Here is a 26,747-nt window from a genome sequence, read left to right on the forward strand (position 1 = left end):
GAGCGATGCAGGCGGCCTGCGACCCCATGAGGGGCGCGGGGCTGTGCCGATCTGCGGCTCCGCCGCGTGGGCGCGATCAGCCACCCACAACCCGCAGTCGCCCTACCGCCCGCACCCCCGAGCTACTAGGCGCCCCGCCCCTCCCCTCCGCTACCGTTGACCGGATGAGCACCGAGCCCACCAGCACCGGCCAAACCGGCGGAGCCCCCCGTTCGCTCGCCGAAGCGCTCCGCGCCCGGGACGATCGTTCGCTCGCCGTGCTGCTCCGCGCGCGCCCGGATCTCATCACCCCCGTGCCCACGGACCTCACCCAGCTCGCGACCCGAGCCGGCACCCGCGCCTCGGTCGTACGCGCCCTGGAACGGCTGGACCACTTCGCCTCACAGACCGCCCAGGCCCTGGCCGTGGCCCACGACCCGGCGTCGTACGACGAACTCCTCGACCTGATGGCCGGCGACGAGCCGGACCCGGCCGTCGCCGCCGCCCTCCCCCGCGCCGTGGCGACCCTCCGTGAGCAGGCGCTCGTCTGGGGCCCCGACGACCGCCTCCGCCTGGTACGGACGGCCCGTGAGCTGCTCGCGCCCTCGCCGCAGCACCCGTCCCCGACCGGGCTGGGCCCGACGGTCGCGGAGGCGACCGCGGGGATGTCCCCGGGGCGGGTGCAGGAGATCGTCGTGGAGGCGGGGCTGACGAGCACGCACGACTCGGTGTCGGCGGTCACGGCCCTCACCGAGCTGTTCACCGACCGGCGGCGGATGGCCGCGCTCCTCGCCGACGCGCCCCCCGAGTCCCTGGACGTGCTGACCCGGCTGGTGTGGGGGCCGCCGTACGGTCAGGTCACGGCGAACCCGGCGGCGCATCTGCGCTGGCTCATGGACCGCGGGCTGCTGCTGCCCACCGCGCCCGGCACGGTCGTACTGCCCCGTGAGGTCGCCCTGCATCTGCGGGCGGGCCACGCGCACCGGGAGGTCGAGGCGGTGCCGCCGGCCGTCGAGGTGGCGGCCACGCACCGTCCACAGGTTGTGGACGCGACGGCGGCGGGCCAGGCGTACACCGCGCTCGCGACCGTCGAGGAGTTGCTGAAGGACTGGGACGAGGGCGGCCCGAACGTGCTGCGCGCGGGCGGGCTCAGCGTCCGCGATCTGAAGCGGACGGCCGTCGCCCTCGACGTCCCCGAGCCCGTCGCCGCCTTCTGGGTCGAACTGGCCTACGCCGCCGGGCTGTTGGCGTCGGACGGCGAGGCCGACGAGCGGTACGCGGCGACGCCCGCGTACGACGAGTGGCTGGAGCTGCCCGCCGCCGAGCGCTGGGCACGGCTGGCGGCCGCGTGGCTGACGGCGACCCGTACGGCGGGGGTGGTCGGCGAGCGGGACGCCAAGGACCGTACGTTGTCGGCGCTGGGCCCGGGCCTCGACCGTTCGGCGGCGCCCGAGGTCCGGCACCGGGTGCTGACCCTGCTCGCCGGGCTCCCGGAGGGCTCGTCGCCCACCCCCGACTCCGTACTGGCCCGGCTGCGCTGGGAGCGCCCGAGCCGCGGCCGGCAGCCCGACGACCTGCGCGCCCGTCTCGCCGAATGGACTCTGTCCGAGGCGGAACGACTCGGCGTCACCGGCCGCGGGGCACTGTCCACGCACGGACGCGCACTCCTCGGAGCGCCGAAGACGGACGCGCCCGCCGACCCGACCACGGCCCCGACCACGGGCCCGACTACGTCCCCGACCGGTGACACGGCCGGTGACACGGCCGCCGGCGCAACCGTCGACGCGAGCGGTCACGGCGGCGACCTGCCGGAGAGCCCCGGCGACAGACTCCCCGCCCATCACGCACCCGCCCATCCTGTTCAGTACGCGCCCCCGGACCCGGTCGCCGAGCAGGCCGCAGCCGCCGCGCGGGCCGCCCGGCTCCTCGCTCCCCTCCTGCCCGAACCGCTCGACCACGTCCTGCTCCAGGCGGATCTGACGGCGGTCGCGCCGGGCCCGTTGCAGCGACCGCTGGCCGACATGCTGGGCGTCCTCGCGGACGTGGAGTCGAAGGGTGGCGCGACGGTGTACCGGTTCACGCCGGGTTCGGTACGCCGGGCCCTGGACGCCGGCCGTACCGCCTCCGACCTGCATGACTTCCTGACCACCCATTCCCGCACCCCGGTCCCGCAGCCCCTCGCCTATCTGATCGACGACGTGGCCCGGCGCCACGGCCATCTGCGGATCGGCGCGGCGTCGGCGTACGTGCGGTGCGACGACGACGCGATGCTCAGCGAGATCCTCGCCGACAAGCGGTCCCACGGCCTGGGGCTCCGCCGCCTCGCGCCGACCGTGCTGGCCGCCCAGGCGGACCCGGCGGCGCTGCTCGACGGGCTGCGCGCCATGGGCTACGCCCCGGCCGCCGAGTCGGCGGAGGGCGACGTGCTGATCACCCGGGCCCACGCCCACCGCACCCCGCCGCGTACGGCCCCGGAGCCCGTCCCGGACGGTCCCCCGCCCCCCGACGACACCCTGCTCGGCGCCGCGATCCGCGCCATCCGCGCCGGTGACCTGGCCTCCACGGCGCCCCGCAAGACGGCCGGTCCCACCCCCACCGGCACGCTGCCGCGCACCGGTTCCGCCGAGACCCTCGCCACCATGCAGGCCGCCGTCCTCACCGGCGAGGCCCTGTGGATCGGCTACGTCAACGCCGAGGGCTCCGCCAGCCAGCGCGTCATCGCGCCGGTCCGCGTCGAGGGCGGCTTCGTCACGGCGTACGACCACACGGCGGACGAGGTCCGCACCTTCCCCCTCCACCGGATCACCGGGGTCGCGGAGCTGGCGGACGACGCGATCTGATCCGTTCGGATCGTCTCGCCCCCTCGATCCGACCGAGTTGATCAAGCCGGTTCCCGGGCCTCACCCGTTCGGGCGTACGCCGGAGTTCATGCAGGCCACCCCGGCATTTCCTCCCTCCGAGCGATGGCGAAGAGGCGCACGCATCGCGGCGTGGGCCGCGGGGCAGCCACCCTGTGTCCGATCGAGATCAACTCCCCACGCTCGAAAGGCTTCCACGTACGTCATGCGCCCCCTCTCCTCTCTCTCCGCCCTCTCCGCCCTCGTCACGCTCCTCGCCTCCGCCGCCCTGCTCGGTGTGCTCGCCTCCCCGGCGGCGGCGAACCCCGCCCTGCCCGTCCCCGAACTCGGCACCCTGGTCGGCGAGGGCCTCACCGTGGAGGGACCGCTCGTCCAGAACGTCGGCCTGCTGAAGTGACGCCCTCAGCTCGCTGAGGTGACCCGGCGGAGCCGGTAGCTGTCTCCTTCGAGGTGGACGATGTCGGCGTGGTGCGCGAGACGGTCGACCATCGCCGGGGCGGCCCCGCCGAAGATCTCGTCCCAGCGGCCGAGCGGACGGTCGCTGGTGACGATCAGCGAGGCCCGCTCGTAGCGGCGGGCGATGAGCCGGAACAGCAACCGGGCGGCGTCCGGGTCGAACGGCAGATGGCCGACCTCGTCGACGATCAGCAGGGGGCAGGCGTCCAGCGCGGCCAACTCCTCGGCCAGCCTGCCCTCGGCCCGCGCCCCCGCCAGCCGCACAGCCCACTCCTCGGCGGTCGCGAACAGCACCCGATGCCCGGCCTGACAGGCCCGCACACCGAGTCCGATGGCGAGATGCGTCTTACCGGTGCCGGGCGCGCCGACGAACACCACGTTCCGCGCGGCCCCCACGAACTCCAGCGTCCCGAGCCGCGCCATCAACTGCCGGTCGAAGGAACGCGGATACTCCTCGTCGAACTCCTCCAACACCTTCCGCACCGGAAACCCGGCGGCCCGCACCCGACTCTCGACCCCGGTCTCGTCGACGTACGGCGCCCGCAGAGCCTCGTACGGCACAAGCCTCGTCCCACCCTGCGCGAACCGGGTCCCACCCTGAGCAAGCCGGGTCCCGTCCTGCGCGATCCGGGTCTCGTACGGGGCGGCCTGGGCCGGGATCGGCAGCCGGGCGGGAAGGAGAACGGGCGCCGAGGAGAGCGCCCCGACCGCGCGACACCCGTCGGGCTCCTCCGGGGCCCCTGTGGCCCCCGTCGGCCGGTCCGGAGCCTTGGGCGCCGCGTGCCCGCCCCGGTGCTGCGCCCCATGAGGCTTCTCCTCACGCAGCATCGGCCCCGACATGTACGCCAGGAGCACCGCCGAGGCGATGAAGGCCATGTGGATCACCGTGCCCCAGAGCAGCGCGTGGTGGGAGGTGTGGTGGACGTCCACGAACATCTGGAGCAGATGGACGGAGGAGATGCCGACGATGGCGGTGGCGAGCTTGACCTTCAGCACGTTGGAGTTGACGTGCGAGAGCCATTCGGGCTGGTCACGGTGGCCCTGGAGGCCGATCCTGGAGACGAAGGTCTCATAGCCGCCGACGATCGTCATGATCAGCAAATTGGCGATCATGACGACATCGACCAGCTTGAGCACCGCGAGCATCACGTATGTCTCGGTGGCACTCCCGCTCACGCACTTCACGATTAACGTCCACAGCTCGTTGAAGAACTTGTAGACATACACGCCCTGCGCGGCGACCAGACCGAAGTACAGCGGCGCCTGGAGCCAGCGGGTGGCGAACAGGGCGTACCCGAGCGTGGTGCCCTGCGGAGAGGCGGACTTCGAGGCCGGTTCGGCTGGCGTGGTTGGCTGCACGGTTCGCCATTCTTGGGAACCATTGCCGCAAATCTGAATTCCGACCACTCATCGGAATGAATAGACATCCAATAAGACTGGTGGTGGTGCGAACGAGGTCCGAACGACCGGGCACCGCGAGAAAGCGGAACGATCAGGCACACTGGACGTTTGGTCGAAGCGCCCACGGGGGCCGATGCGAAAGGGTGTCGCGTGTGAATGGTCCACTCATCGTCCAGTCCGACAAGACCCTGCTTCTCGAGGTCGATCACGAGCAGGCGGACGAGTGTCGTCGGGCCATCGCGCCGTTCGCGGAGCTGGAGCGGGCGCCCGAGCACATTCACACCTATCGGGTGACACCGCTGGGGCTGTGGAACGCACGGGCGGCCGGGCATGACGCCGAGCAGGTCGTGGACGCGTTGGTGCAGTACAGCCGGTATCCGGTGCCGCATGCGCTGCTGGTGGACATCGCCGAGACGATGGACCGGTACGGGCGGCTGACCCTCAGCAAGCACCCCGCGCACGGGCTCGTCCTGACCACCACCGACCGGCCGGTGCTGGAGGAGATCCTGCGGTCGAAGCGGATCGCCCCGCTCGTCGGCGCCCGGATCGACCCGGACACCGTCGTCGTGCACCCCTCCGAGCGCGGGCAGATCAAGCAGACCCTGCTGAAGCTGGGCTGGCCGGCCGAGGACCTCGCCGGGTACGTCGACGGTGAGGCGCACCCGATCGAGCTGGACGAGGACGGCTGGGCGCTGCGGCCGTACCAGAAGCAGGCCGTGGAGAACTTCTGGCACGGCGGGAGCGGGGTTGTCGTCCTCCCCTGTGGTGCGGGCAAGACCCTGGTCGGAGCCGGGTCCATGGCCCAGGCCAAGTCGACGACCCTCATCCTCGTCACCAACACCGTCTCCGCCCGGCAGTGGAAGCACGAGCTGGTGAAGCGGACCTCGCTGACCGAGGACGAGATCGGCGAGTACAGCGGTACGAAGAAGGAGATCCGCCCGGTCACGATCGCCACGTACCAGGTGCTGACGACCAAGCGGAAGGGCGTCTACCCGCACCTGGAGCTGTTCGACTCCCGTGACTGGGGGCTCATCGTCTACGACGAGGTGCATCTGCTGCCCGCGCCGGTGTTCAAGTTCACGGCGGATCTGCAGGCCCGCCGCCGTCTCGGGCTCACGGCGACGCTGGTCCGTGAGGACGGCCGTGAGTCGGACGTGTTCTCACTCATCGGTCCCAAGCGATTCGACGCGCCCTGGAAGGAGATCGAGGCGCAGGGCTATATCGCGCCCGCCGACTGCGTCGAGGTCCGGGTGAACCTGACGGACTCCGAGCGGCTCGCCTACGCCACGGCCGAACAGGAGGAGAAGTACCGCTTCTGTTCGACCACCGCCACCAAGCGGAAGGTGACCGAGGCCATCGTCCGGCGGTTCGCCGGTCAGCAGATCCTCGTCATCGGTCAGTACATCGACCAACTCGACGAGCTGGGCGCCCACCTGGACGCGCCGGTCATCAAGGGCGAGACGTCCAACGCCCAGCGCGAGAAGCTCTTCGACGCCTTCCGCGAGGGCGAGATCAACGTCCTGGTCGTGTCGAAGGTCGCCAACTTCTCCATCGACCTCCCGGAGGCCACCGTCGCCATCCAGGTCTCCGGCACCTTCGGCTCCCGCCAGGAGGAGGCCCAACGCCTCGGCCGAGTCCTCCGCCCCAAGGCCGACGGCCACCAGGCCCACTTCTACTCCGTCGTGGCCCGCGACACCATCGACCAGGACTTCGCCGCCCACCGCCAACGGTTCCTCGCCGAACAGGGCTACGCGTACCGGATCATGGACGCGGACGAGTTGCTGGCGGAAAGCTGAGCCCCGGGTCGGGGCGGCGAGGTGACCGCCGCCCCTGACCAAAGGACGGCCCGGCGGGCTCAGAAGAACGCGCTGCTCTCGACCCAGCCCGTGGTCTTGCCGGCCTTGCCGTAGTACCAGGTGAGGCCCTTGTCGTTGACGCAGTACACCCGGACGTCGGTGCCGACGTCCAGGTGCTTCTTCGTCTTGTACTTCTTGCCGTTGCTGGGGCCCGTGCGCAGGTCGGCGCCGGCCCAGTTGTTGACCATGTAGGTCTTGTCCTTGATGTTCTTCGTGCAGGCCTTCGAACCGACGGCCAGTGCGCTGGGCGCGGCCACGAGGGTGGCGCCGAGGGCGAGCGCGGTCGCGGCGGTCAGCGTGCTCACCGCCTTGCGGAACGGAAGCGGCATGGAACGCATGAGTATCTCCCCGTGAACTCGGTCGACTTGAACGGTCCTCAGTCGAACAACGAGCGATCATGCTGCCACACCCTCCTTTGCGGCAGCGACGGGGGCGAGGCGGGATGAGTCAGGGGTTCCGGGAGGGCTTCAGTGCGTGTGGGGCCTGTGTATGACGTGTGCGGGGCATGTGCCGGGGGCTGGGCATGGTTCCGGGTGCGTACGGGGTTCGTGCCGGTGCCAGGACAGGGAGGATCGCATAAGCGAACCCCGGGTCACCGGCGGCGTATGCCCGCTTCCTCTGCGTACTCGCCGAGGACGATCACGCCGAACGCGGCGCCCGCGAAGACCTTGATGGCGCGCAGGGCGTCGGCGACGCGGTGGTGACGGTGGTCGTCGAGGCCGGTCGCGCCGGGCGGCGGGCCGGGTCGGCCGGAGGCCGAGGCTGGGATGAAGGTCGCTGCACTCATGACTCCATGGTGGAACTCGCGCCTTTGGATTACGTCGGTCTACGGAGTGAACCCGCTGAGCCCCCGGCTCACTCTCAGGTCTGGCCGCCCCCTAGTACCCACGGTGTACGTGCCCCCTAGGGGTACACGAACGGTAGAACCGGGCCGGGAGGGCGGTAGAACCGGAGGCCGACACGACGACCGTGGGGCCGCCTTCCACGAGGCGGTCGACCCACGCCCCCGGGAAATCCGTTGGCCCTCCCGCCCTCCGTTCACCTAAACTCTCCGCTCTTGCCCGCCTCCCGTACGTGGAGCGCCGTCGGCCGGACGGAAACCGGTCGGCCATCGCCGCTCAGCGGTTCCCGTAGATCCCCTGGGCCCCAAGAGGCCCTGGGTCCCCCACGCCACCCCGGAGGCACCCCCTTGTCCGCGCCCACCGACGACCCCGCGCCCGCCGACGCCCCCGCGCACGCAGCCGATCCGGCACCCGCCGACCTTCCCGCTCCCGCCGGCATTCCCGTGCCCGCCGCTCCCGACCCCGCCGACGGCGCGACCGCCCCCGCCGACCCCCTCTCCCGCGAGCGCGCCCACCTCGCCGCCTCCCGTTCCGCGCTCCGGGCCATGCGGGAGGACGTGGAGGCGCTCGACATCAGGGACGTCACGGCGAACTGGGTGAACGCCGAAGCCCTCGCGCACCAGGTCGCCGAGCGGATCAAGGCGCTCGCCGACCTCAGCGACACCCCGTTGTTCTTCGGCCGGCTCGACTATCTGCACGCCCCCGGTGCCGACCAGGCGGAAGGCGCCGCGGGCGAGCGCTTCTACATCGGGCGCCGGCACGTCCACGACGCCGACGGCGACCCCATGGTCATCGACTGGCGCGCTCCCGTCTCGCAGCCCTTCTACCGGGCGTCCAAGAAGGACCCCATGGACATCGGGCTGCGCCGCCGGTTCGGTTACACGGGCGGGGATCTCACCGCGTACGAGGACGAACACCTCTCCGACCCCGCCGAGGCCGCGACCACCAGCAAGTTGCTCCAGCAGGAGATCGAGCGTCCGCGTGTCGGTCCGATGCGGGACATCGTCGCCACCATCCAGCCCGAGCAGGACGAGATCGTCCGGTCGGACCTGTCCGGCAGCCTGTGTGTACAGGGCGGGCCCGGCACCGGTAAGACCGCCGTCGGTCTGCACCGGGTCGCCTACCTCCTCTACGCCCACCGCGAGCGCCTCTCCCGCACCGGCACCCTCGTGATCGGCCCGAACCGCTCCTTCCTCCACTACATCGAGCAAGTGCTCCCGGCGCTGGGCGAGTTGGAGGTGAAGCAGGCGACCGTCGACGACCTCGTGGCCCACGTCGAGGTGCGCGGCGTCGACGACGCCGCCGCAGCCGTCGTCAAGGGCGACGCCCGGATGGCGGAAGTGCTCCGCAGGGCCGTACGGTCGCACGTCGCCCTCCCCACCGAGCCCGTCGTGGTCGTACGCGGGTCCCGGCGCTGGCGCGTACCGGCGTACGAACTGGAGGAGATCGTGCGGGAGTTGCTGGATCGGGAGATCCGTTACGGTGCCGCCCGCGAGGCGCTGCCGCAGCGGATCGCGCATGCCGTACTCGTCCAGATGGAACGATCCGGCGAAGCGCCCGACGACCGGGTGCAGGACGCGGTGGCCCGCAACACCGCCGTGAAGGCGGCCGTCAAGGCGATCTGGCCGCCCGTCGACCCCGCCAAACTCGTGCTGCGGCTGCTCTCCGACGCCGACTTCCTGGCCGAACACGCGGACGGTGTCCTCACCGAGGACGAGCAGAAGACGATCCTCCGGGCGAAGCCGGCGCGGAGTGTGAAGAGCGCCAAGTGGTCGGCCGCCGACGCCGTGTTGATCGACGAGGCCACCGATCTCATACAGCGCACGCACTCCCTCGGGCATGTCGTCCTCGACGAGGCGCAGGACCTCTCCCCCATGCAGTACCGCGCGGTCGGCCGCCGCTGCACCACCGGCTCGGCGACCGTCCTCGGCGACCTCGCGCAGGGCACCACGCCCTGGGCGACGCGGAGTTGGCAGGAGGCCCTGACCCACCTGGGCAAGGCCGAGGCGCACATCGAGGAGCTGACGGCCGGTTTCCGTGTCCCGACCGATGTCATCACGTACGCCTCCCGCCTCCTCCCCCACATCGCCCCCGGCCTGACCCCGGTCGCCTCGGTCCGCGAGAACCCGGGCTTCTTCGAGGTCCGGAACACCGCCGAGGACGCCCAGGTGGTCGCCGCCTGTGAGGAGTTGCTCCGCAACGAGGGTTCCGTCGGCCTCATCGCCGCCGACGCCCGCGTACCGGCACTGGCGGAAGCCCTGACGGCGGCCGGGCTCGGCCACCTCGCGCCGGGCGAGGAGACGACGCACGAGACCCGCCTCACCCTCGTACCGGCCTCCCTCGCCAAGGGCCTGGAGTACGACTACGTGGTACTCGACGAGCCCCAGGCGATCGTCGACGGCGAACCGGACGAACGGACGGGCCTGCGCCGCCTGTACGTGGCCCTCACGCGAGCGGTGTCGGGCCTGATCGTGACCCACGCGGCCCCACTGCCGCCCCAGCTGACGTAAGCCCCGAAGAAAACGGCCCCCGGTGGTCGAGACCACCGGGGGCACCGCAGGCAATCGGCCCACGCACACTCGTTGCCGTCGGCCTGTTCGAACTCGTTGCCGATCGACCTACTCGAACTCGTTGCGGTTCGGCCTACTTGAACTTGTTGCTGGTCGCCAGGTAGACCTGCTTCGCGTTCTTGCCGAGGCGCGGTCCCGTGATGAACGTCGAGCGGTCGCTCAGGGAGTTGTTCGAGACCAGGTACGTACGGCCCTTGTAGGACATGAACCAGGGGCCGCCGGAGGCGCCGCCGTTCATGGTGCAGCCGACCATGTACTGGGCCGGGTAGCTGCTGGGGTAGCTGTAGCCGAGGACGAAGCGCTTGGTGGCGCCCTGGCAGTGGTACATCTTCGAGCCGTCGTACGGGGACTCGGCCGGGTAGCCGCGGACCTTCATGTTCTTGACCTTGTTGGCGGCCGGGGCGTTGAACCACACGGGAAGCGCCGAACCGGTGCGCTCCTCCAGGGACTTGCCGCCCTTCTCCGGCTTCACGTGGAGCACGGCGTAGTCGTACGCGGCGGCCACGGTGCCCTGGCTGGCGTTGCCGCCCTTGATCCAGGTGCCGGAGGTGGTGGCCCAGTCGGCCCAGAAGATGCCGTACGGGGAGACGTTCTTGGCGCGGTAGTTGCGCGACGCCTGCCCGATGTTCAGCTTGCCGGTGTTGTTGAAGGACGGGACGAAGGCGATGTTGCGGTACCAGCCGCCGCCCTTGCCCGCGTGCACACAGTGCCCGGCGGTCCACACGAGGTTGGACTTGCCGGGGTGGGCCGGGTCCTTCACCACGGCCGCCGAGCAGACGCTCGAACCCTGGGGGGTGGTGAAGAAGAGCTTGCCGACCGACGCGGCGTTCTTGTGGTAGGTCGCCTTGACCTTGCTGGCCTTCTGCCGCTTCACCTTGCCGTCGGGCAGCCAGACCTGCGTGGTCTTGCTGGAACCCTTGGCCGCGTTGCCCGCCTCCGCGACCGCCGGCAGCTCCGGGATCCGCTCCTTGGCCTCGGCGATCCGCTCCGGCGTCCAGAAGTCCTCGATGTACGGGTTGGCGAAGTCCTCCGCCTTGGAGGCCCAGTTGTCGAAGTCCTGCCAGCCACCGTTCTTCCACTTCTGCAGCGCGTCACCGGTGAGTTCGGTGGGCACGCCCTCCGGGAGCTTGAAGCCGCCGATGGTCGTGTCACCGCCGCTCTCGTTCTCGCCGGTGTCGACGTTCGCGCCCGCGTCGGCCTGGGCGGTTGTCGAGGCCGAGGCCTTCGACCCGTCCTCGTCGGTCTTGCTGCAGGCGGTGGTGGTGACCATGACCGCGGCGATCACGGCGGCGGCGGCCGTGATGCCGCGGCGGCGTATGGATGACATGGAGCGCGTCCCCCTGTGGCTGAAACTTGTCATGCCCCCGCTTGGCCGGGGCGGAGACAACTATGCACGTGCGCGGGGCCGGAATGATCGTCGGGACGGGCCTCACAGGGAGTTCGCACACAACAACTACGTGGCGGATATCGATCCGTGATGTGACGTCATGTCACGCCACTTCTCGCCTCCCGCCCCACGAACCCCATCTCACAGCGCCTTCACAAGATTTGATTCGTCATCACACCGACATCTCCCGCCCCTTGTGAACTACCCACGAGTAAGGCGAATCTGACCTGCGCATGCCATCCCCCACCGCACAGGCACACCCCCACCCCGGCCCCGGCCGTCACCCCCGCGCCGCGGTCCACCAGGAGGTCGCAGTGAAGACAAGCTCCCGCATCGGCTCCCGCATCGGCAGATCCGTGCTCACCGTCGGCGGCGCCCTCGCGCTGGTCGTCGGCATCTCCGGCAGCGCGTACGCCGCCCCGCCCGCCGCGCTCCCCGCCAACGCGGAGACCCTGGAGAAGACCTGGCAGCCGGCGTACGACTACGACACCGACGGCTGTTACCCCACCCCCGCCATCGGCCCCACCGGCACGGTCAACGGCGGCCTCAGCCCGACCGGTTCGCTCAGCGGCCAGTGCCACGACCAGTCCGACCTGGACAACACCAACGGCTACTCGCGCTACAAGTGCAACAACGGCTGGTGCGCGATCATGTACGACCTCTACTTCGAGAAGGACCAGGCGCTCGCCAACAGCAGCATCGGCGGCCACCGGCACGACTGGGAACACGTCGTCGTCTGGGTCCAGAACGGCACCGCCCAGTACGTGTCGACGTCCAACCACGGCGACTTCACCGTGCACGCCGCGTCCTCGGTCCGCTGGGACGGCACCCACCCCAAGATCGTGTACCACAAGGACGGCGTCAGCACGCACTGCTTCCGCATCGCCAACTCGAACGACGAGCCGCCGGAGAACCACGAGGGCACCTGGCAGTACCCGCCGCTCGTCGGCTGGAACGGCTACCCGTCCGGCATCCGCGACATCCTCGTCGCGTACAACTTCGGCAGCGCCAACTTCGGCCTGAAGGACAGCAGTTTCGGCTACAACCTGGAGCTGGCCATGCCATCGGGGATCACCTTCGACCCGTACGCCTGACGCCGGCCGGCCGACCGCCGGGAGGCCACCCTGGGGACGGTCCGCCGGCCCCGGGGGACGGTCCGCCGGCCCCGGGGGACGGTCTGCCGGCCTCCGGGACGGTTCACGGTTCACAACGCGTCTCGGCCGTCTGCTTCCGGGTTCCCGCCAAGGAGCAGTGCGGCATACTGCGGCGATGATCGGCATGGCAGAGCGTCCGCGCGCGGTGGTCGTCCGGTGTGTGTCGGCCGCCGTGCTGGCCCTGGCGGCGGCGCTCACCGGGGTGGGGCAGGAGGCCACGGCGGCGGAGAGCGGGCCTCGCGACACCACGCAGAGGTTTTTCTACGTACCGCTGCAGGTGACGAAGAAAACGGGGCCCCACCTGTGGTTGCCCCTGTCGTTCGCGTACGACGGGCCGGCACGAGATGCCGAACTGGCCGTGGACGCCTCGGGGATCGACGGCGTCGCGGTCCTCGCGCCCGACGACGAGCAGATGCTCGACGGCTGCGAGCCGAGGATGCCGTCCTTCACCTGTGCGACGCGGTTGGACTCCGAAGCAGGCGGGCTGCTGAAGTTCCGTCCCGCGGACGGCGCCCGGGCCGGGGACTCCGGCGTCCTGCGCTACACGCTCACCGCCGAGGGCCTGCCCACCGTCCGGGGCAGCGTGACGGTGATCGCCGGGAAACCCGAGCTGAGCGTCAACACGAGCCCCGTCACCGGCGAACTGCCGGTCGGGGAGACGACGAACGTGCCCGTCCTGATCCGCAACACCGGCGATGTCCCCACCCGTGGCGTCGTCCTGCGCTTCGACGACACCGAGGATCTGTCCACGGCCACCCGGCACAGCAACTGCCGATACCCCGCCGACGGCGAAACCGGGGTCTCCGTCCAGTGCCTGCTGCCCGACGCCGTCATAGCTCCCGGGGAGACGATGCGTGTGACGCCCGGGCTGCGGGTGAGGCCGGGCCGCCACGCGGCGGAGGAACGCCTCTCCTACGGGGCCTGGCCCTTCCACACCGGCCGGGGTTCGAGCATCGGATGCTGTGCGCAGAACCCCGACTCCCGCCTCACGCCGGGGAACGCCACGCCCCTCTCCCTCACCCCGGACCCGGTCGACGGCAAGGGCGCGGCGTTCACCACGGACGAGGAACCGACGAGCACGGAGGTGCCGGTCCGCACCACGGCCGACATCGAGGCGGTCGGCGCGTCGCTGCGCGGCGATGCCGACGGCAGGCAGCTCATCCGCGTCGGCTACCGCAACAACGGCCCCGCCCATGTGGGCATCCGGATCGTGTTCGTCGTCCCGCCCGGCGCCGAGGTGATCCAGCTGCCCATCGACCCGTTGGGCGAAGAGGAGTTGCAGGACGAGATCTGCCGGACGGAGAACGACGGCCGCAGCTACACCTGCGGCATGGACGGCCAGTCGCACCTGTACGAGTTCGGGTTGCGCGTCACCGGCGAGGACACCCGTTCCGGCTGCGTGACCGTCTCGGCCACCAACGGCGTCAAGGACCCCGAGCCCGGCAACAACACGGCCCCCGTCCAGGTGGCGGACGACGGGGACTTCACCTGCGCCCTGCCCGAGGACGACGGCGTCCGGGGTTGGGTCATCGCCATCGGAATCGCAGCCGGAATCGCAGCCGTCGTCGGCTCAGTGCTGCTCTTCGTCAGACACCGGCGCGGAAAGGCGTCCCGTTCCGGTCCGGCGAGAACAGCCTGGTGGCTGAGGCGCTTCGAAGGTGAGAGCAGGTAGGCCCGAGGAGTTCCCAGGCGCCCGAGGAGTACGCAGGTAGGCCCGAGGAGTTCGTACTGAGTACCCGGTACCGGCGACTGAGTATGCCGACCGATGTCCCGTTCCCCGGCCCGTTGGTGGACTGCTGTCATGACCACGGACACCTCGCGCCCTCGCCCCCTCCGGAACGTCACCGCGACGGCCACCGCCACCGGTTCGGCCCTCGCGGTGGCGCTGCTGCCGCTGGTGGTCGGCGCGTTGGCCGCGCGGTCGGTCGGGGGAGACCCGATGGCCTCGGTCAACGCCCTGATCTCGGGCGGCGGCCAACGGGCCAAGCTGTCCCGCACCCAGCTGCGCGGCTGCGGCCGGCGGGCACTCGCGACGGCACAGGGCGCGTGGGGGCAGTCCCGCAGCGCGTGGGGACAGTCGACCCGGTGGGCGCGCCGGAAGCCCGCCGGGACCGTCACCGCCGGGTCGGGCTCGGACCGCCGCCCGAAGCCCTGATTCCCCCGCCGCATCGCGCATCGCGCATGCGTCCCCGGCACCTTCAGCGCCCTCGGCACCCTCAGCGCGGTGCGGTGCGCCCGGCGCGGCCGACGCGCGCATCCAGCGCCGTACGCCATTGCCGTACGGCGTCGGCGTCGACCGGCGCGTCCCAGCCGCCGGGCCGGGCGGCGCCGCCGATGTGGAAGGCGTCGACGCCGGCGGCGCGGAGGCCGGGCACGTGGTCGAGTCGGAGGCCGCCGCCGATCATGAGCCGTTGGGTGTAGCCCGGCTCGCCGCGGCGCGCGGCCTCGGCAAGCAGGACGGGCATCCCGTCGTCGACGCCGTCCGCCGAGCCCGCCGTGAGGTAGGTGTCCAGCCCCGGCAGGTCGGCGAGTTGTTTGCGCAGGGCGTCGCGGTCGGCGGCGCGGTCGACGGCCCGGTGGAAGGTCCAGCGGCAGCCGTCCAGTTCGGCGATCACCCGCTCCAGGGCGCGCAGGTCGGGCGAGCCGTCCTCGTCCAGGAACCCGAGCACGAACTCCTCCGCCCCGGCCGCCCGCATGTCGCACGCCACCCGCACGAGCGCGTCGACGTCCCCCGCCGCGAAGCCGTCCGCCAGCCGCAGCATGACCCGCGCCGGGATGTCCACGGCGCCGTGCACCTCGACGAACGTCCCCACCGAGGGCGTCAGCCCGTCCGCCGCCATGTCGGTGACCAGCTCCAGCCGATCCGCACCTCCGGCCTGGGCGGCGACCGCGTCCTCGGCCCCGAGGGCGATCACCTCCAGGAGCACGCGCGTGGCCATGAGGCCCCTTTCTCCCACGTCTTCTTCACCGACAGGTCTAGTCCAATTTAGCACTGGGGGCCATCGACCGGGCCCTCACGATCGGCACATGCACGACTACCCTCCGCACCTGCCGCCGAATCGGCACGGCGAAAAGAAAAGAGCCACGGACGCGGAATGAATCAAAAGGTTGCCCGGCAGTGGAAATACTGCCCTTCCGGGCAACGGTAATTGTCCTCACGTGCATATGAACAACCCTTTCACCGCCAACACTTGCACAGAGGAATTGCACGGCAGAAATGCCGCTGTACGCTCTGCCCGTTCAAATTCCAGACTTCACCGTCCAGAAGGAAGTCATGCGTAAACTGAAGGCGGCTTTCGTCGCCGGTTTGATGACATGCGCGGGACTGGCCGCGGCGGGCGGCCCCGCGCAGGCGGCGACGACCGCGGAGTACGTCGCGCTCGGGGACTCGTACGCGTCCGGGGTCGGGGCGGGCTCGTACGACGCGTCCAGCGGCGACTGCAAGCGGAGCACGAAGAACTATCCGCACCTGTGGGCGGCGGCTCACCCCGACTACGCGCTGAAGGACGCCACGTGCAGCGGGGCGACCATCGCGGACGTACGGGCCGACCAGCTGTCCGCGCTGAGTTCGTCGACCAACCTCGTCACGGTCACGGTCGGCGGCAACGACGCCCAGTTCGCCACGGTGGTGGAGAACTGCCTGACGAAGGACGAGGCCACCTGCTCCTTCGCCACGCAGTGGATGTCGTCCTACGCCAGGAACCAACTGGTCGATGAACTCACCGGGCTGTACAAGGACATCAAGGCCCGCGCCCCGAAGGCCCTGGTACTCGTCTTCGGCTATCCGCAGGCGCTCGACGCGAGCGGCAAATGCAGCGTGATCGACCTCAGCCCGGCGAAGCGCACGGCGATGAACGGTCTGGCCGACGCTCTCGCGGAGGGCACCATGAAGGCCACGGTCAACGCGAGCGTCTATTTCCTCGACATGCGGGGGCAGTTCACCGGCCACGGTGCCTGCGGCACCGACCCCTGGATCCACGGCGTCAACGTCACCGAGTCGGCCGCGACCCTCCACCCCAACGCGGCGGGCCAGGAGAAGGGCTACGCGGCGAAGTTCAAGGCCACCTGGGGCTGACGCCTCGCAGCCGTGGGGCCGGGCTCAGGTGTATCTCAGGCGTAGAGGTTGAGCTCGGCCTCGGTGGCGCCGGCCAGTTCGTACGACGTACCGGCGGAGGGGCGGCGCCCGGAGTAGAGCCGTACGAGGGTGGCGGCGTCCCCGATGTACCGCGCGGGCGGCCCGTCACCGCTCGGCGCGCCCAGCAGCAGGGGCTCGTCCAGGTCGTCGAGGTCGGCGTGGAGCGGAAGGGTCCCGCGTACGCGGGTGAGGTGGGCCAACAGCGGCAGCGCCAGCCCGAGTCGCGAGCCTCCGTAGGCTCCCGGCAGCCCCCAGGCCTCCCGTACGTCCCCGGCGTGCACCCACTCCCCGAGCGCGATGCCGTCGAGCGCACCGCCGGCCTTGGCGATGACCGGACCGGCGTCGGTCATGCCCCGCTCCAGCTCGTCCACGATCTGCGAGACAGCCCACTCGCCCCGCTCGGCGATGTCCCGGTCGTTCGCCTCCGGGCTGAACACCCCTTCCTCGAACCGCCCCTCCACCACCCGCGACAACGCGGCCGAACAGTGCGCGAGCACATCCCGCACGGACCACCCCGGACAACAGGTCCCCACCCCGAAGTCCTCCTCCGGCCGCCCCCGCAGCAGCGGCACCAGCACATCCCGCTCGGCGGCCAGCAACCGCCCGGGCAGCTCGGGGTCACGTACGTCGTGCGTGTCAGCAGCAGTCATGGGGTCCACGCTAGGGGGAGGAGCACGCTGTGTCCTCCCTGCCCGTCGCGCCACGGCAGAATGCCCCCATGTCCGACCCGGAAGACCTCCGCGAAGCCCTCGAGGACCGCTGGCTCCACGCCCTGCTCTCCGCCCGCGAAGGTGCCTGCCACCCCAATCCCTTCCGCTACTCCGCCGATCTGCTCAAGCGCTGGTCCGAACCCCAGCGCCGCTACCACACCCTCGACCACCTCACGGCGGTGCTCGACCACATCGACACGCTGGCGGAGTACGCGGACGACCCCGACGTCGTACGTCTCGCCGCCTGGTTCCACGACGCCGTGTATCTGCCGGAGCGGTCGACGAACGAGGAGCGGTCGGCGCGGCTCGCCGAGCGGGCGCTGCCGGAGGCCGGGGTGTCCCAGGAGAAGACGCGTGAGGTCGCCCGGCTGGTGCGGCTCACCGTCACCCACGATCCTGCGGACGACGACCCCAACGGCCAGGTGCTCTGCGACGCCGATCTGGCGGTCCTGGCCTCACCGCCGGAGGCCTACGCCGCGTACGCCGCCGCCGTCCGCGAGGAGTACGGGTTCGTGCCGGACGAGGCCTTCCGGGCGGGGCGGGCCGCGGTGCTTCGGCAACTCCTCTCCCTGCCACGGCTGTTCAGGACGCCGTACGGGGAGCGGGAGTGGGAGGAACGGGCGCGGGAGAATCTGCGGACGGAGCTGGCCGGGCTCACGGAGGCCTGAACCGCCCGGGTGAGGGGAGGGAATGCGGCTCCGTTCCGGCCGGTTGCCCCCTACATGCCCGCTCATCCTGACCGCCCCCGGCCCCGCGTTCCCCTCTCCGTCTACGTCCTCGGTCTCTCCGTGTTCGCGCTCGGTACGAGTGAGTTCATGTTGTCGGGGCTGTTGCCGCCCATCGCGGAGGACATGGAGGTGTCGATTCCGCGGGCGGGGCTGTTGATCTCGGCGTTCGCGATCGGGATGGTCGTCGGGGCACCGCTGCTGGCCGTGGCCACGCTCCGCCTCCCTCGCCGGACCACCCTCGTCACGCTCCTCACCGTCTTCGGACTCGGGCAGGTCGCGGGGGCCATCGCTCCCAACTACGCCGTTCTTTTCGCCTCCCGGGTCGTGAGCGCGCTCGCGTGCGCCGGGTTCTGGGCCGTGGGGGCAGCGGTGGCCGTGGCCATGGTGCCCGTCAACGCGCGAGCCCGGGCGCTCGCCATCATGATCGGTGGGTTGTCGATCGCGAATGTGCTGGGCGTGCCGGCGGGGGCGTTCCTCGGGGAGCACTTCGGGTGGCGGTCGGCGTTCTGGGCGGTGACCGTGGCGTCGGCCGTGGCGCTCCTCGGGGTCCTGACGCTCGTCCCGGCCATCCCGCTGCCCGACGAGCGGCCCCGGCTCACCCACGAAGTCCGGATCTATCGCGAGCCCCAGCTCTGGCTGTCCATCGCCGTCGTCGCGCTCACCGCCGCAGGGGTGTTCTGCGTGTTCAGCTATCTCGCCCCGCTGCTCACGGACGTGGCCGGGCTGGACGACGGCTGGGTGCCCACCGTGCTCGCGCTGTTCGGGATCGGGGCGCTGACCGGGACCGCGATCGGCGGGCGCTTCGCGGACGCGCACCTCTTCGGGGTGCTGCTCAGCGGTATCGCCGCCTCCACCGTGCTCCTCGTCGCCCTCGCCCTCCTCTCCCAGTACGCCGTCGCCGCCGTGCTGCTCTCCTTCCTCCTGGGGGTGTCCTGCTTCTACACGGCCCCCGCCCTCAACGCCCGTATGTTCAACGTCGCCGGAGCCGCCCCCACCCTCGCCGGCGCCACCACCACCGCCGCGTTCAACCTCGGCAACACCGGCGGCCCCTGGCTCGGCGGGGTCGTCATCGACGCCGGGTTCGGGTTCACGTCGACGGCCTGGGCGGGCGGGGCGCTCAGCGCGGGCGCCATCGGCATCACCGCCGTATCGCTGCGGCTCCACCGGCGTACGGCCGCGTCGCGCGTCGTGGCCGGGGGCGACGGCGGTGAGGACGGCATAGCCGTCGGCGAGAAGTGGACGGCCGCCGTAAAACCAGTGCGTGACGAAGGCTGACCCCACCTATCCTCGCCGCCATGCGACCAATGGGTGGGGAACAGGTACTGCAGGCCGTCGAGCACAGCATCGCGCGACTGCGGACGGTGGTGGACCAGGACTGGGAGGGCACCAAGGCGGGGCGGCTGGAATGGAATTGCCGGCGGACCGCCGAGCACATCGCGTCGGACCTGATCGCGTACGCGGGACAGTTGGCGGGGCGGGCGACCACGGCGTACGTGCCGTTCCGCATCGACACGCAGGAGTGCGACGGCAACGCCGACCTTCTCCACGTCATCGAGACGACCGGCGCACTGCTCGCCGCGACCATCCGTGCCACACCCCGCGACGTCCGCGCCTTCCACCCGCACCCGTTCCGCTGGGCCGACCGCGAGGGCTTCGCGGCGATGGGCATCATCGAGGTGCTGGTGCACACGCACGACATCGTCGAGGGGCTCGGGCTGCCGCCGTACGAGCCCCCGGCCGAGCTGTGCGAGAGCGTCCTCGCCCGGCTCTTCCCGGACGTCCGCCCCGGTGACGACCCCTGGGCCACCCTCCTGTGGGCCACCGGCCGGTGCGACCTCCCCGGCCGCGCCCCGGTCACCGAGTGGCGCTGGCACAACCCCCTCCACATCCCCGCCGGGCGCATCGTCCTCCAGGGTCTCCACCCGGCCGCCGCCGCCGACCTCGCGGCGGGCGGCACCGGGGGCCTCGACTGGATCGTGGGCGGACCGATCGAGGGGACGCGGATCGGTGCCGGGATGCTGTTCAAGGCGTACGAGGAGGGGGTGCACCGGCCGGAGTGGGGGATGTTCGCGCTGGTGCGCAAGGAGGACGGGCTGGCCGTGGGCGCGCTGGGCTATCACTCGGCGCCGGACGAGGAGGGGCGGGTCGAGATCGGGTACGACCTGGTCGAGGGGGCGCGTGGGCGCGGTTACATGACCGAGGCGTTGTGTGCGCTGGCCGACTGGGCGCGGGAGCGGTCCCGGGAACGGGGGGACGTACGGTCGCTGTTCGCCGTCGTCGACAAGGTCAACACCGCTTCGCAGGGCGTCGTTTCACGGGCCGGATTCGTCAAGGTGAGCGACGACTGGGGTGTCGGGGAGCACGGGGGGCAGTTCGCGTACGAACTCCGTCTGCGCGCCTGACGTACGCCGGGCCCAACCGCTCCGGTTTCTTGCCGTTTCCCCTGTCCGGAGTCCTCGTACAGTCCCGATAATTCGGTCACAGCGGAGCGAATGCCGTCAGTGCGGCGCGCACGCGTCGCACGCGACCGCAGGCGGAGACGTACGAGGGCACCTGGACGCCCGGGTACCGGGAGGCGTGACCTCCCGTGACCTCGCGTGCGTCGGGGGATCGGGGGAGCGCGATGAGTCAGTACGGCCCGAACGGACCTACGCCCACACCACCGCCGGGAACCCCCGGGGCGCCGGGTACACCTGGCCCGCCGGGGCCGCCTCAGCCGGCTCCGCCGCCGGGCAACGGCGACCATGACGGACGGGGCGTACGCGTCGCCGTCATCAGCCTGATCGTCAGCAGCCTGCTCACGGTGATCGGCTTCGTGGTGACGGCGGCGACCTCCGGCAAGCCGGAGACCAACGGGGGTACGAGCGGAGGGCAGAGCCCGATCAACGACACGGGCGGCAGGACCGTACCGAGCGACGACCCCACCTCTCCGAGCCCGGAAAGCCCGGAGGTCTCGGACACCGGCCCCGACAGCGACGGCCTGACCGCCGCCGACCGCGCACTGCGCGACTCCCTCAACGACAGCCAGTGGCAGCGGGACAGCTGTGCCCACCACGACGTGCCGGACACCAAGGCCGCGCTGCGGTGCACGGTGTCCGCGCAGGACGCGACGGGCTTCGAGTACGCCGCCACGGTCGTCATCATGGAGTACCCGTCACAGAAAGAGCTGAGGGCGGCCTACCTCAAGTACGCGGCGAACCTGCCGGCCGGCAACTGCGACATCGTCCAGGGCGTCCAGGGCCGCTGGACCGACGGCCGGTCCAGCAAACCCGTCGGCGACACGGCCTGCTTCACCAACAACACCGGCATGTACGACATCATCCGCACCTTCTACGAGCGGCCCGTGGCCTTCGAGGTCGTCGACAGCGATCCCGTGGCGCTCACCAACTGGGTGAACACACTGGAACCCGTGTTCACCGACTGACGCCCCCACCCCGCCGCTTCGGCCGCCGCAGCCCCGCCCCCACCAGCCTCCGCAACAACTCCTTCGACCCCACCTCCACGGCCCCCGCCCGCACGAGTTCCTCGTAACGGTGTGACGGGATGTCGTAGTGATCACGCTCGAAGGCGCGCTCGGGAATGCCCGATCGCCGTGCGAACAGATGCAGTTCGTCGAACGAGACATCGCTGACGAGGTGTGACCACATCCTGCCGTGCCCCGGCCAGGTGGGCGGGTCTATGTAGATGGTCACGAGGACGGCGTCCCCCCGGGCGTCCCGCCGGTCCCGAGCGCGCCCGCCAGGGACCCCACCGCCGCGACCCGGACGCCCGCCTTGTGGCAGACCCACTGCGGAGCGGGACCGAGTTCCGGCTCGACGTCGAGGGCGTGCGGGTCGCCGGCGCCGCAGACGGGGCACAGGGGCCAGCGCCCGTACCGCTCCAGGAGGGCGTCCTGCACATCCTGGGCGATCAGCCCGGTCACGAACGTCGCACCGTCCGGCCACTGCTCGACCCACCAACGCCGCTGCATGACGGAGTCCTCGACCATCGAGACCACGTCCGCCTCGGCGACCTCCCCCGCGACGAGATCGGCGAGCACGAGCGCACGGGCGGCGTGCAGCGCCTGCTCAAGAGGACTGAGGGGGCTCACGGGATCACTGCCGGAACTCATGCATCCATTGTGCGCACCCTTGACCGCGCGACCGAACGGAAAATATCTTTCACAAGTGAGCGACAACGTGAAGGAAATTTTCTCCCGGGTGTCTGCCACAGCGGACGCGGCGGCCACGGCAGACGCAGCCGACGCGACCGGCGCATCCGCCGAGCTGCGGCCCGCGCACATCCCACCCGCCCCCGCGGCCCTCGCCGCGAAGGTGCGGACGCTCATGCCCTCCATGACCCGTTCCATGCAGCGCGTCGCGGAGGCGGTCGCGAGCGACCCGGCGGGCTGCGCGGCGCTCACGGTCACCGGTCTCGCCGAGCTCACCGGCACCAGCGAGGCGACGGTCGTCCGCACCGCCCGCCTCCTCGGCTACCCCGGCTACCGCGACCTGCGCCTCGCGCTGGCCGGCCTCGCCGCCCAGCAGCAGTCGGGCCGCGCGCCCTCGGTCACGGCCGACATCGCGGTCGACGACCCGCTCCCCGACGTCGTCGCCAAGCTCGCCCACGACGAACAGCAGACCCTCGCGGACACGGCCGCCGGCCTCGACATGGTCCAGCTCGGCGCGGCGGTCCACGCGCTCGCCGCGGCCCGGCGGATCGACGTCTACGGCGTCGGGGCGTCCGGGCTGGTCGCCCAGGACCTCACCCAGAAACTCCTCCGCATAGGGCTCATAGCCCACGCGCACAGCGACCCGCACCTCGCCGTCACCAACGCGGTACAGCTGCGCGCCAAGGACGTGGCCGTCGCGATCACCCACTCCGGTTCGACCGGGGACGTCATCGAACCACTGCGGGTCGCCTTCGACCACGGGGCCACGACGATCGCGATCACCGGCCGACCCGACGGGCCCGTCTCCCAGTACGCCGACCACGTACTGACCACCTCCACTGCCCGCGAGAGTGAACTGCGACCGGCCGCGATGTCGTCCCGGACGAGCCAACTGCTGGTGGTGGACTGCCTGTTCATCGGGGTGGCGCAACGGACGTACGAGTCGGCGGCACCGGCGTTGTCGGCGTCGTACGAGGCCCTTGCCCACAGGCATCGGGGCGGGGGACCGTCGCGGTAGTGCGGCGCCCGATACAGCCCCGCGCCCCCGAACCCTGAAGCAGGGCGCCGAACCCCTGGCAGCAGGGCGCTGATCGCACCGTACGGAAAAGAGTCACCGCATGCCGTCCTCACCCAACCCCTCCGCCCCCTCCCCCAACCACCTTGCCGTGATGGCCGAACTGGAGACGCTGACCACCGAGGCGTTCCGCCCGGAGCTGGCCGACATCGACCAACTCCCCACCCTCGACATCGCCAAGCTGATGAACGGCGAGGACGCGACCGTGCCCTCGGCGGTGGCGGCGCAGCTGCCCCTCATCGCGGCGGCGATCGACGCGATCGCCGAGCGCATGGCCAGGGGCGGCCGGTTGATCTACGCGGGAGCGGGTACGGCCGGCCGGCTCGGGGTCCTCGACGCGTCCGAGTGCCCGCCGACCTTCAACACGGCCCCCTCCCAGGTGGTGGGCCTGATCGCGGGCGGCCAGGAGGCCGTGGTCACGTCCATCGAGGGCGCCGAGGACTCGGCGGAGCTGGCCCGGACGGACCTCGACGCGCTGGGCCTGACCGCCGAGGACACGGTGGTCGGCGTATCGGCGTCGGGCCGTACGCCCTACGCGGTCGGCGCCGTTACGCGGGCGCGGGCGTACGGGGCGTTGACGGTGGGCCTGTCCTGCAACGCGGGCAGCGCGCTCGCGGCAGCCGCCGACCACGGCATCGAGATCGTCGTGGGCCCCGAGCTGGTGACGGGCTCGACCCGCCTGAAGGCAGGCACGGCCCAGAAACTGGTCCTCAACATGTTCTCGACGATCACGATGATCCGCCTCGGCAAGACGTACGGAAACCTGATGGTCGACGTACGCGCCACGAACGACAAACTCCGGGCCCGTTCCCACCGCATCGTCGCCCTCGCCACCGGCGCGACCGACCCCGAGATCGAAGCGGCCCTCACCGAGTCGTCCGGCGAGGTCAAGACCGCGATCCTGACGCTCCTGAGCGGAGTGGACGCCGACACGGCCACCCAACTCCTGACGGAGAACGGGGGCCACCTGAGAGCGGCCCTGGCAGCGGCAACGGCAACGACCCGCTGACGAACGCACGCCCACGTCTTCAGGGGCGCGGGGCCGTGCCGATCTGCGGCTCCGCAGCGCGGGCGCGAACAACTCCCGCGAACCCGCGGCCCGAAGGCCCCCCAAGCCCCAACGACGCTACCGCCCGCCCCTCCCCCACGCACCCGTGCGCCCCCGCGCCCACGACCCACCGACACGCCCGATTCGCCAAAATGGCTCATCGGATTTCCGCCACACTGGCTCGTCCACTCCGCCGCCATCCCGACTCATCCGACCGCCACAGCCGGCAGCCCGACAGCCGAGGGGGGCGCACATTGCTGGGCCTACTGGCCGTGCTCCTGTTCTTCGCCGCCTTCTTCCTGCTGCTCCTCGGTGCGCCGAGGATGCGCGGTCCCGAGCGACCGGCGCTGCCCTGGCGCATCGTCTACGTGACCTCCGTGGCCGCCCTCCTCCTCTCGGCGGGCCTGGCCGCACGCGCGGACATCGCGCACTGTTCGGCCGACCCGAATGCCAACGACTGCGACACGACAGACCCGGCCCACCACTGACCACGCGGGTCGCCGTCCACCGGCCGCACGAGCCGACTGTCAGTGGTGTGTGGCACGGTGGGGTACGCCGTTGTCGTCCAGGAAAGGGACCGAGTCCGTGAACCACGCCCAGCTCACCGCTCTCGGCCGGGCCCTGCGGCTGCTCGGGGAGCACGGTGAGGCGCTGAGCGCCGACACCCCCGACACCCGCCTGCACGAAGTGAAGGCGGACATCAAGCGCGCCCTGGAGCTCCTGGACGAGACGGTCACGACGGCCCCGCCGACGACCCGCTGCGCGGAGCACCCGAACGGCCCGGTCGACGAGGAGGCCCCGGACCGCTGCCTCCTGTGCGAGACCCGCCGCCGCGCCGCCCGCCGCAGCGAGCTGAACGACAGCTACGGCCCGCCCCGCCCCACCGGCCGGACCACCCCGACCCCGTCCCGCTACGGGGTACGGGACGACCGCCCCCAACCCCAACAGCGCTGGCTCCCCGAAGCGTGGAACGGCCAGGTCTGGCAGCTCTGCGGCACCCCCCGCCGAGACCGCCGCGAGGCCGAGCTCTACCTCACCGCCCAACGCCGCGGCCCCCGCCCGGCCATCGCCTACCGCCTGGTACACGAGTTCACCGACTACGAAGTCCTCCGCATCTGGGGCGAGCCGATACGCCTGGACATCGAACCGCTGGGTGGGCTGTAGGGGCGTACGCGACGGCGGTGAGCGCGGTGCGGAGCGATGCTGAAGGGCGAGTATCGAGCGGCGCTGAACGCCGAGTGCGGAGACGGCGCCGGCTCAGCTCCCCGGCAGCCGTGTCACGCTCGACACCTTCAGCCGTACCGGAAGCGCGCCCGTGGTCAGCTGGGCGGCCAGTTCCGCGGCCTCCCGGCGGGTGAAGGTGCCGGAGATCTCGGCCTCGCCGCCGGTGATCGCGGAGGCCACGTACGGGGCGGACAGTACGGTGCCGTCGAGGACGATGGCGAACTGGTTGGCCGGTGAGGGCTGTTGGGCGAGCCGCCCGGTGATGTCGGCGAACCGCTTCGCGCCCGTCGAGGTGAACTCCAGCTTCACGTACCAGCCGGTCCCCCGCTCCTCGTCGATCGCCGCCTCGGCGTCGGCCACATCCGTACCGGGCAGGGCGACCGGTTCGAGGCGGTACGTGGAGAGGGTGCCCTGCCACTCGCCGCACGCGGTGGTCGGCTCCGACGGCTTCGCGTCCACCGCCGCCGAGCACGCGCTCTCACCCGCCGTGTCCCCCTTCGCCACCATCTCCTGGCTCAGCACCGGCCGGAACCCCAACTCGGCGGGCCGCCCCAGGGACTCCAGCGACTCCCGCCGGTCCCCGGGCCCCGCCACCGTGATCTGCCCCTCGTCCTCGACCGTGACCTCGACGTCCTCCAGCCCCGCGACCGCCGCCCGGTCCCGCATCAGCTCGGCGGTACGTTCCAGGGCCGCCGAGTCCGAGGCCTGACCGGCCTCGGGCGCGAACGTCACGACGGTCCGCCCGGCCGTACCTGTACCGGCGCCCTTGCCGTTGCCGTTGCCGTCGCCGTTGGCGGCCGTACCCCCGGCCCCTTCCTGCGAGCGCGGCGCCCCGTCATCGGAACCACCACACGCCCCCAGCGTCAGAACCAGCCCCAGGCCCATCCCCAGGACAGCCACCGCTCCACGCCCACGCGTCTTCCCCACGCCCCTTCGCCTCCCCCGCTCAAAGGCCGGCCTCCGCCAAAGGGACCCACTCACGCCCCACGGCCCGCACGCTCATCGTGGCAGCGACTCCCCTCCCCGCACAGCGAGTTGACACATCCCGGTAAAAACCATGATCAACCCGAATGAGTGGTTTAAGTTCACCCACCCCCGTGCCAGGGGAGCCACCAACCGCAACACCCCTGCGCAGGATCATGCTCACCACTTGAGGCAGACGATGACCGACCCG

Annotated in this window: 25 protein-coding genes; 16 read left to right on the forward strand and 9 right to left on the reverse strand. The window is 71.3% G+C overall.

Annotated features, from left to right (window positions below; genetic code table 11):
- Nucleotides 1-164: 164 nt before the first annotated feature.
- Nucleotides 165-2,819: a helicase C-terminal domain-containing protein gene (locus tag STRIP9103_RS00755; RefSeq protein ID WP_048819466.1), complete on the forward strand. Its 2,655-nt coding sequence runs from the start codon at nt 165-167 to the stop codon at nt 2,817-2,819.
- A gap of 223 nt (nt 2,820-3,042) precedes the next feature.
- The gene (locus STRIP9103_RS00760) at nt 3,043-3,234 is read left to right on the forward strand and encodes a hypothetical protein (protein WP_048819467.1); all 192 of its coding nucleotides are present in this window, start codon (nt 3,043-3,045) and stop codon (nt 3,232-3,234) included.
- A gap of 5 nt (nt 3,235-3,239) precedes the next feature.
- Here the strand turns inward: STRIP9103_RS00760 and istB are convergent, their stop codons facing one another.
- Nucleotides 3,240-4,652 carry an IS21-like element helper ATPase IstB gene (gene istB, locus STRIP9103_RS00765; RefSeq protein ID WP_009293579.1) on the reverse strand — a complete coding sequence of 471 codons (1,413 nt, stop codon included), beginning with the start codon at nt 4,650-4,652 and terminating at the stop codon, nt 3,240-3,242.
- Nucleotides 4,653-4,846: 194 nt separating this feature from the next.
- Here istB and STRIP9103_RS00770 point away from each other — a divergent pair, with 194 nt between their 5' ends.
- Nucleotides 4,847-6,490: a DNA repair helicase XPB gene (locus STRIP9103_RS00770; RefSeq protein WP_009293594.1), complete on the forward strand. Its 1,644-nt coding sequence runs from the start codon at nt 4,847-4,849 to the stop codon at nt 6,488-6,490.
- A 59-nt stretch (nt 6,491-6,549) separates the two neighbouring features.
- Here STRIP9103_RS00770 and STRIP9103_RS00775 read toward each other — a convergent pair whose 3' ends face one another.
- Together STRIP9103_RS00775 and STRIP9103_RS00780 are read right to left on the reverse strand one after the other, a co-directional pair.
- Nucleotides 6,550-6,888 carry a hypothetical protein gene (locus STRIP9103_RS00775; RefSeq protein WP_009293617.1) on the reverse strand — a complete coding sequence of 113 codons (339 nt, stop codon included), beginning with the start codon at nt 6,886-6,888 and terminating at the stop codon, nt 6,550-6,552.
- A gap of 254 nt (nt 6,889-7,142) precedes the next feature.
- The gene (locus STRIP9103_RS00780; protein ID WP_009293605.1) at nt 7,143-7,337 is read right to left on the reverse strand and encodes a hypothetical protein; all 195 of its coding nucleotides are present in this window, start codon (nt 7,335-7,337) and stop codon (nt 7,143-7,145) included.
- A 600-nt stretch (nt 7,338-7,937) separates the two neighbouring features.
- Here STRIP9103_RS00780 and STRIP9103_RS00785 point away from each other — a divergent pair.
- Nucleotides 7,938-9,902, forward strand: coding sequence for a HelD family protein (locus STRIP9103_RS00785; RefSeq protein WP_234022078.1), 1,965 nt, complete (start codon nt 7,938-7,940; stop codon nt 9,900-9,902).
- A 133-nt stretch (nt 9,903-10,035) separates the two neighbouring features.
- Here the strand turns inward: STRIP9103_RS00785 and STRIP9103_RS00790 are convergent, their stop codons facing one another.
- On the reverse strand, nt 10,036-11,289 hold the full coding sequence (locus tag STRIP9103_RS00790) for a trypsin-like serine peptidase (protein WP_009293589.1): 1,254 nt from the start codon (nt 11,287-11,289) through the stop codon (nt 10,036-10,038).
- 374 nt (nt 11,290-11,663) lie between these two features.
- Here STRIP9103_RS00790 and STRIP9103_RS00795 point away from each other — a divergent pair, with 374 nt between their 5' ends.
- From STRIP9103_RS00795 to STRIP9103_RS51070, 3 genes are all read left to right on the forward strand, one after another.
- Entirely contained in the window at nt 11,664-12,443 is a 780-nt protein-coding gene (locus STRIP9103_RS00795) for an NPP1 family protein (protein ID WP_009293591.1), read from the forward strand.
- A 175-nt stretch (nt 12,444-12,618) separates the two neighbouring features.
- A complete protein-coding gene (locus tag STRIP9103_RS00800; RefSeq protein WP_048819468.1) occupies nt 12,619-14,175 on the forward strand; it encodes a hypothetical protein in 1,557 nt (518 codons plus the stop codon).
- Nucleotides 14,176-14,304: 129 nt separating this feature from the next.
- Nucleotides 14,305-14,658, forward strand: coding sequence for a hypothetical protein (locus tag STRIP9103_RS51070; protein WP_063747245.1), 354 nt, complete (start codon nt 14,305-14,307; stop codon nt 14,656-14,658).
- 61 nt (nt 14,659-14,719) lie between these two features.
- On the opposite strand, the gene STRIP9103_RS00810 is transcribed toward STRIP9103_RS51070, so the two are convergent.
- Complete coding sequence (locus STRIP9103_RS00810) at nt 14,720-15,442, reverse strand: copper homeostasis protein CutC (RefSeq protein WP_009293586.1); 723 nt, start codon at nt 15,440-15,442, stop codon at nt 14,720-14,722.
- 335 nt (nt 15,443-15,777) lie between these two features.
- On the opposite strand from STRIP9103_RS00810, the gene STRIP9103_RS00815 reads away from it, so the two are divergent.
- A complete protein-coding gene (locus tag STRIP9103_RS00815) occupies nt 15,778-16,578 on the forward strand; it encodes an SGNH/GDSL hydrolase family protein (protein ID WP_063747246.1) in 801 nt (266 codons plus the stop codon).
- Nucleotides 16,579-16,613: 35 nt separating this feature from the next.
- On the opposite strand, the gene STRIP9103_RS00820 is transcribed toward STRIP9103_RS00815, so the two are convergent.
- Nucleotides 16,614-17,288: a maleylpyruvate isomerase family mycothiol-dependent enzyme gene (locus STRIP9103_RS00820; RefSeq protein ID WP_009293612.1), complete on the reverse strand. Its 675-nt coding sequence runs from the start codon at nt 17,286-17,288 to the stop codon at nt 16,614-16,616.
- A gap of 68 nt (nt 17,289-17,356) precedes the next feature.
- Between STRIP9103_RS00820 and STRIP9103_RS00825 the strand changes: the two genes are divergently transcribed.
- The 4 genes from STRIP9103_RS00825 (at nt 17,357) to STRIP9103_RS00840 (ending at nt 21,500) form a co-directional block, all read left to right on the forward strand.
- Nucleotides 17,357-18,016 (forward strand): HD domain-containing protein, encoded by a 660-nt coding sequence (locus tag STRIP9103_RS00825; RefSeq protein ID WP_048819476.1) that lies wholly within the window; start codon nt 17,357-17,359, stop codon nt 18,014-18,016.
- Nucleotides 18,017-18,070: 54 nt separating this feature from the next.
- A complete protein-coding gene (locus tag STRIP9103_RS00830) occupies nt 18,071-19,351 on the forward strand; it encodes a Cmx/CmrA family chloramphenicol efflux MFS transporter (protein WP_009293593.1) in 1,281 nt (426 codons plus the stop codon).
- Nucleotides 19,352-19,380: 29 nt separating this feature from the next.
- The gene (locus tag STRIP9103_RS00835; protein WP_009293582.1) at nt 19,381-20,478 is read left to right on the forward strand and encodes a GNAT family N-acetyltransferase; all 1,098 of its coding nucleotides are present in this window, start codon (nt 19,381-19,383) and stop codon (nt 20,476-20,478) included.
- Between the two features lie 221 nt (nt 20,479-20,699).
- Nucleotides 20,700-21,500, forward strand: coding sequence for a hypothetical protein (locus STRIP9103_RS00840; protein ID WP_009293618.1), 801 nt, complete (start codon nt 20,700-20,702; stop codon nt 21,498-21,500).
- Here the strand turns inward: STRIP9103_RS00840 and STRIP9103_RS00845 are convergent.
- Both STRIP9103_RS00845 and STRIP9103_RS00850 read right to left on the reverse strand, forming a co-directional pair.
- Nucleotides 21,490-21,768: a DUF4031 domain-containing protein gene (locus STRIP9103_RS00845; RefSeq protein ID WP_009293603.1), complete on the reverse strand. Its 279-nt coding sequence runs from the start codon at nt 21,766-21,768 to the stop codon at nt 21,490-21,492. The genes STRIP9103_RS00840 and STRIP9103_RS00845 overlap by 11 nt on opposite strands.
- Nucleotides 21,765-22,187, reverse strand: a complete 423-nt coding sequence (locus STRIP9103_RS00850; protein WP_009293592.1) for a hypothetical protein — start codon at nt 22,185-22,187, stop codon at nt 21,765-21,767. The genes STRIP9103_RS00845 and STRIP9103_RS00850 overlap by 4 nt, the downstream gene beginning before the upstream one ends.
- A gap of 55 nt (nt 22,188-22,242) precedes the next feature.
- Between STRIP9103_RS00850 and STRIP9103_RS00855 the strand changes: the two genes are divergently transcribed.
- The 4 genes from STRIP9103_RS00855 (at nt 22,243) to STRIP9103_RS00870 (ending at nt 25,513) form a co-directional block, all read left to right on the forward strand.
- Nucleotides 22,243-23,244, forward strand: a complete 1,002-nt coding sequence (locus STRIP9103_RS00855; RefSeq protein ID WP_048819471.1) for a MurR/RpiR family transcriptional regulator — start codon at nt 22,243-22,245, stop codon at nt 23,242-23,244.
- A gap of 100 nt (nt 23,245-23,344) precedes the next feature.
- Nucleotides 23,345-24,310 carry an N-acetylmuramic acid 6-phosphate etherase gene (gene murQ / locus STRIP9103_RS00860; RefSeq protein ID WP_009293609.1) on the forward strand — a complete coding sequence of 322 codons (966 nt, stop codon included), beginning with the start codon at nt 23,345-23,347 and terminating at the stop codon, nt 24,308-24,310.
- Between the two features lie 293 nt (nt 24,311-24,603).
- Entirely contained in the window at nt 24,604-24,837 is a 234-nt protein-coding gene (locus tag STRIP9103_RS00865; RefSeq protein ID WP_009293599.1) for a hypothetical protein, read from the forward strand.
- 97 nt (nt 24,838-24,934) lie between these two features.
- Nucleotides 24,935-25,513, forward strand: coding sequence for a hypothetical protein (locus STRIP9103_RS00870; RefSeq protein WP_009293587.1), 579 nt, complete (start codon nt 24,935-24,937; stop codon nt 25,511-25,513).
- Between the two features lie 93 nt (nt 25,514-25,606).
- On the opposite strand, the gene STRIP9103_RS00875 is transcribed toward STRIP9103_RS00870, so the two are convergent.
- The gene (locus STRIP9103_RS00875; protein ID WP_234022081.1) at nt 25,607-26,473 is read right to left on the reverse strand and encodes a SecDF P1 head subdomain-containing protein; all 867 of its coding nucleotides are present in this window, start codon (nt 26,471-26,473) and stop codon (nt 25,607-25,609) included.
- Nucleotides 26,474-26,747 lie beyond the last annotated feature (274 nt).

It is taken from the genome of Streptomyces ipomoeae 91-03, assembly GCF_000317595.1.
Lineage (GTDB): Bacteria > Actinomycetota > Actinomycetes > Streptomycetales > Streptomycetaceae > Streptomyces > Streptomyces ipomoeae.

Coding starts and splice junctions, on each gene's coding strand:
- STRIP9103_RS51070 (WP_063747245.1), top strand. CDS start 14,305: ATGACCACGGACACCTCGCGCCCTCGCCCCCTCCGGAACGTCACCGCG.
- STRIP9103_RS00820 (WP_009293612.1), bottom strand. CDS start 17,288: ATGACTGCTGCTGACACGCACGACGTACGTGACCCCGAGCTGCCCGGG.
- STRIP9103_RS00815 (WP_063747246.1), top strand. CDS start 15,778: ATGCGTAAACTGAAGGCGGCTTTCGTCGCCGGTTTGATGACATGCGCG.
- STRIP9103_RS00790 (WP_009293589.1), bottom strand. CDS start 11,289: ATGTCATCCATACGCCGCCGCGGCATCACGGCCGCCGCCGCCGTGATC.
- STRIP9103_RS00785 (WP_234022078.1), top strand. CDS start 7,938: ATGCGGGAGGACGTGGAGGCGCTCGACATCAGGGACGTCACGGCGAAC.
- STRIP9103_RS00825 (WP_048819476.1), top strand. CDS start 17,357: ATGTCCGACCCGGAAGACCTCCGCGAAGCCCTCGAGGACCGCTGGCTC.
- STRIP9103_RS00835 (WP_009293582.1), top strand. CDS start 19,381: ATGGGTGGGGAACAGGTACTGCAGGCCGTCGAGCACAGCATCGCGCGA.
- STRIP9103_RS00840 (WP_009293618.1), top strand. CDS start 20,700: ATGAGTCAGTACGGCCCGAACGGACCTACGCCCACACCACCGCCGGGA.
- murQ (WP_009293609.1), top strand. CDS start 23,345: ATGCCGTCCTCACCCAACCCCTCCGCCCCCTCCCCCAACCACCTTGCC.
- STRIP9103_RS00775 (WP_009293617.1), bottom strand. CDS start 6,888: ATGCGTTCCATGCCGCTTCCGTTCCGCAAGGCGGTGAGCACGCTGACC.
- STRIP9103_RS00780 (WP_009293605.1), bottom strand. CDS start 7,337: ATGAGTGCAGCGACCTTCATCCCAGCCTCGGCCTCCGGCCGACCCGGC.
- STRIP9103_RS00800 (WP_048819468.1), top strand. CDS start 12,619: ATGATCGGCATGGCAGAGCGTCCGCGCGCGGTGGTCGTCCGGTGTGTG.
- STRIP9103_RS00830 (WP_009293593.1), top strand. CDS start 18,071: ATGCCCGCTCATCCTGACCGCCCCCGGCCCCGCGTTCCCCTCTCCGTC.
- STRIP9103_RS00760 (WP_048819467.1), top strand. CDS start 3,043: ATGCGCCCCCTCTCCTCTCTCTCCGCCCTCTCCGCCCTCGTCACGCTC.
- STRIP9103_RS00850 (WP_009293592.1), bottom strand. CDS start 22,187: ATGAGTTCCGGCAGTGATCCCGTGAGCCCCCTCAGTCCTCTTGAGCAG.
- STRIP9103_RS00755 (WP_048819466.1), top strand. CDS start 165: ATGAGCACCGAGCCCACCAGCACCGGCCAAACCGGCGGAGCCCCCCGT.
- STRIP9103_RS00810 (WP_009293586.1), bottom strand. CDS start 15,442: ATGGCCACGCGCGTGCTCCTGGAGGTGATCGCCCTCGGGGCCGAGGAC.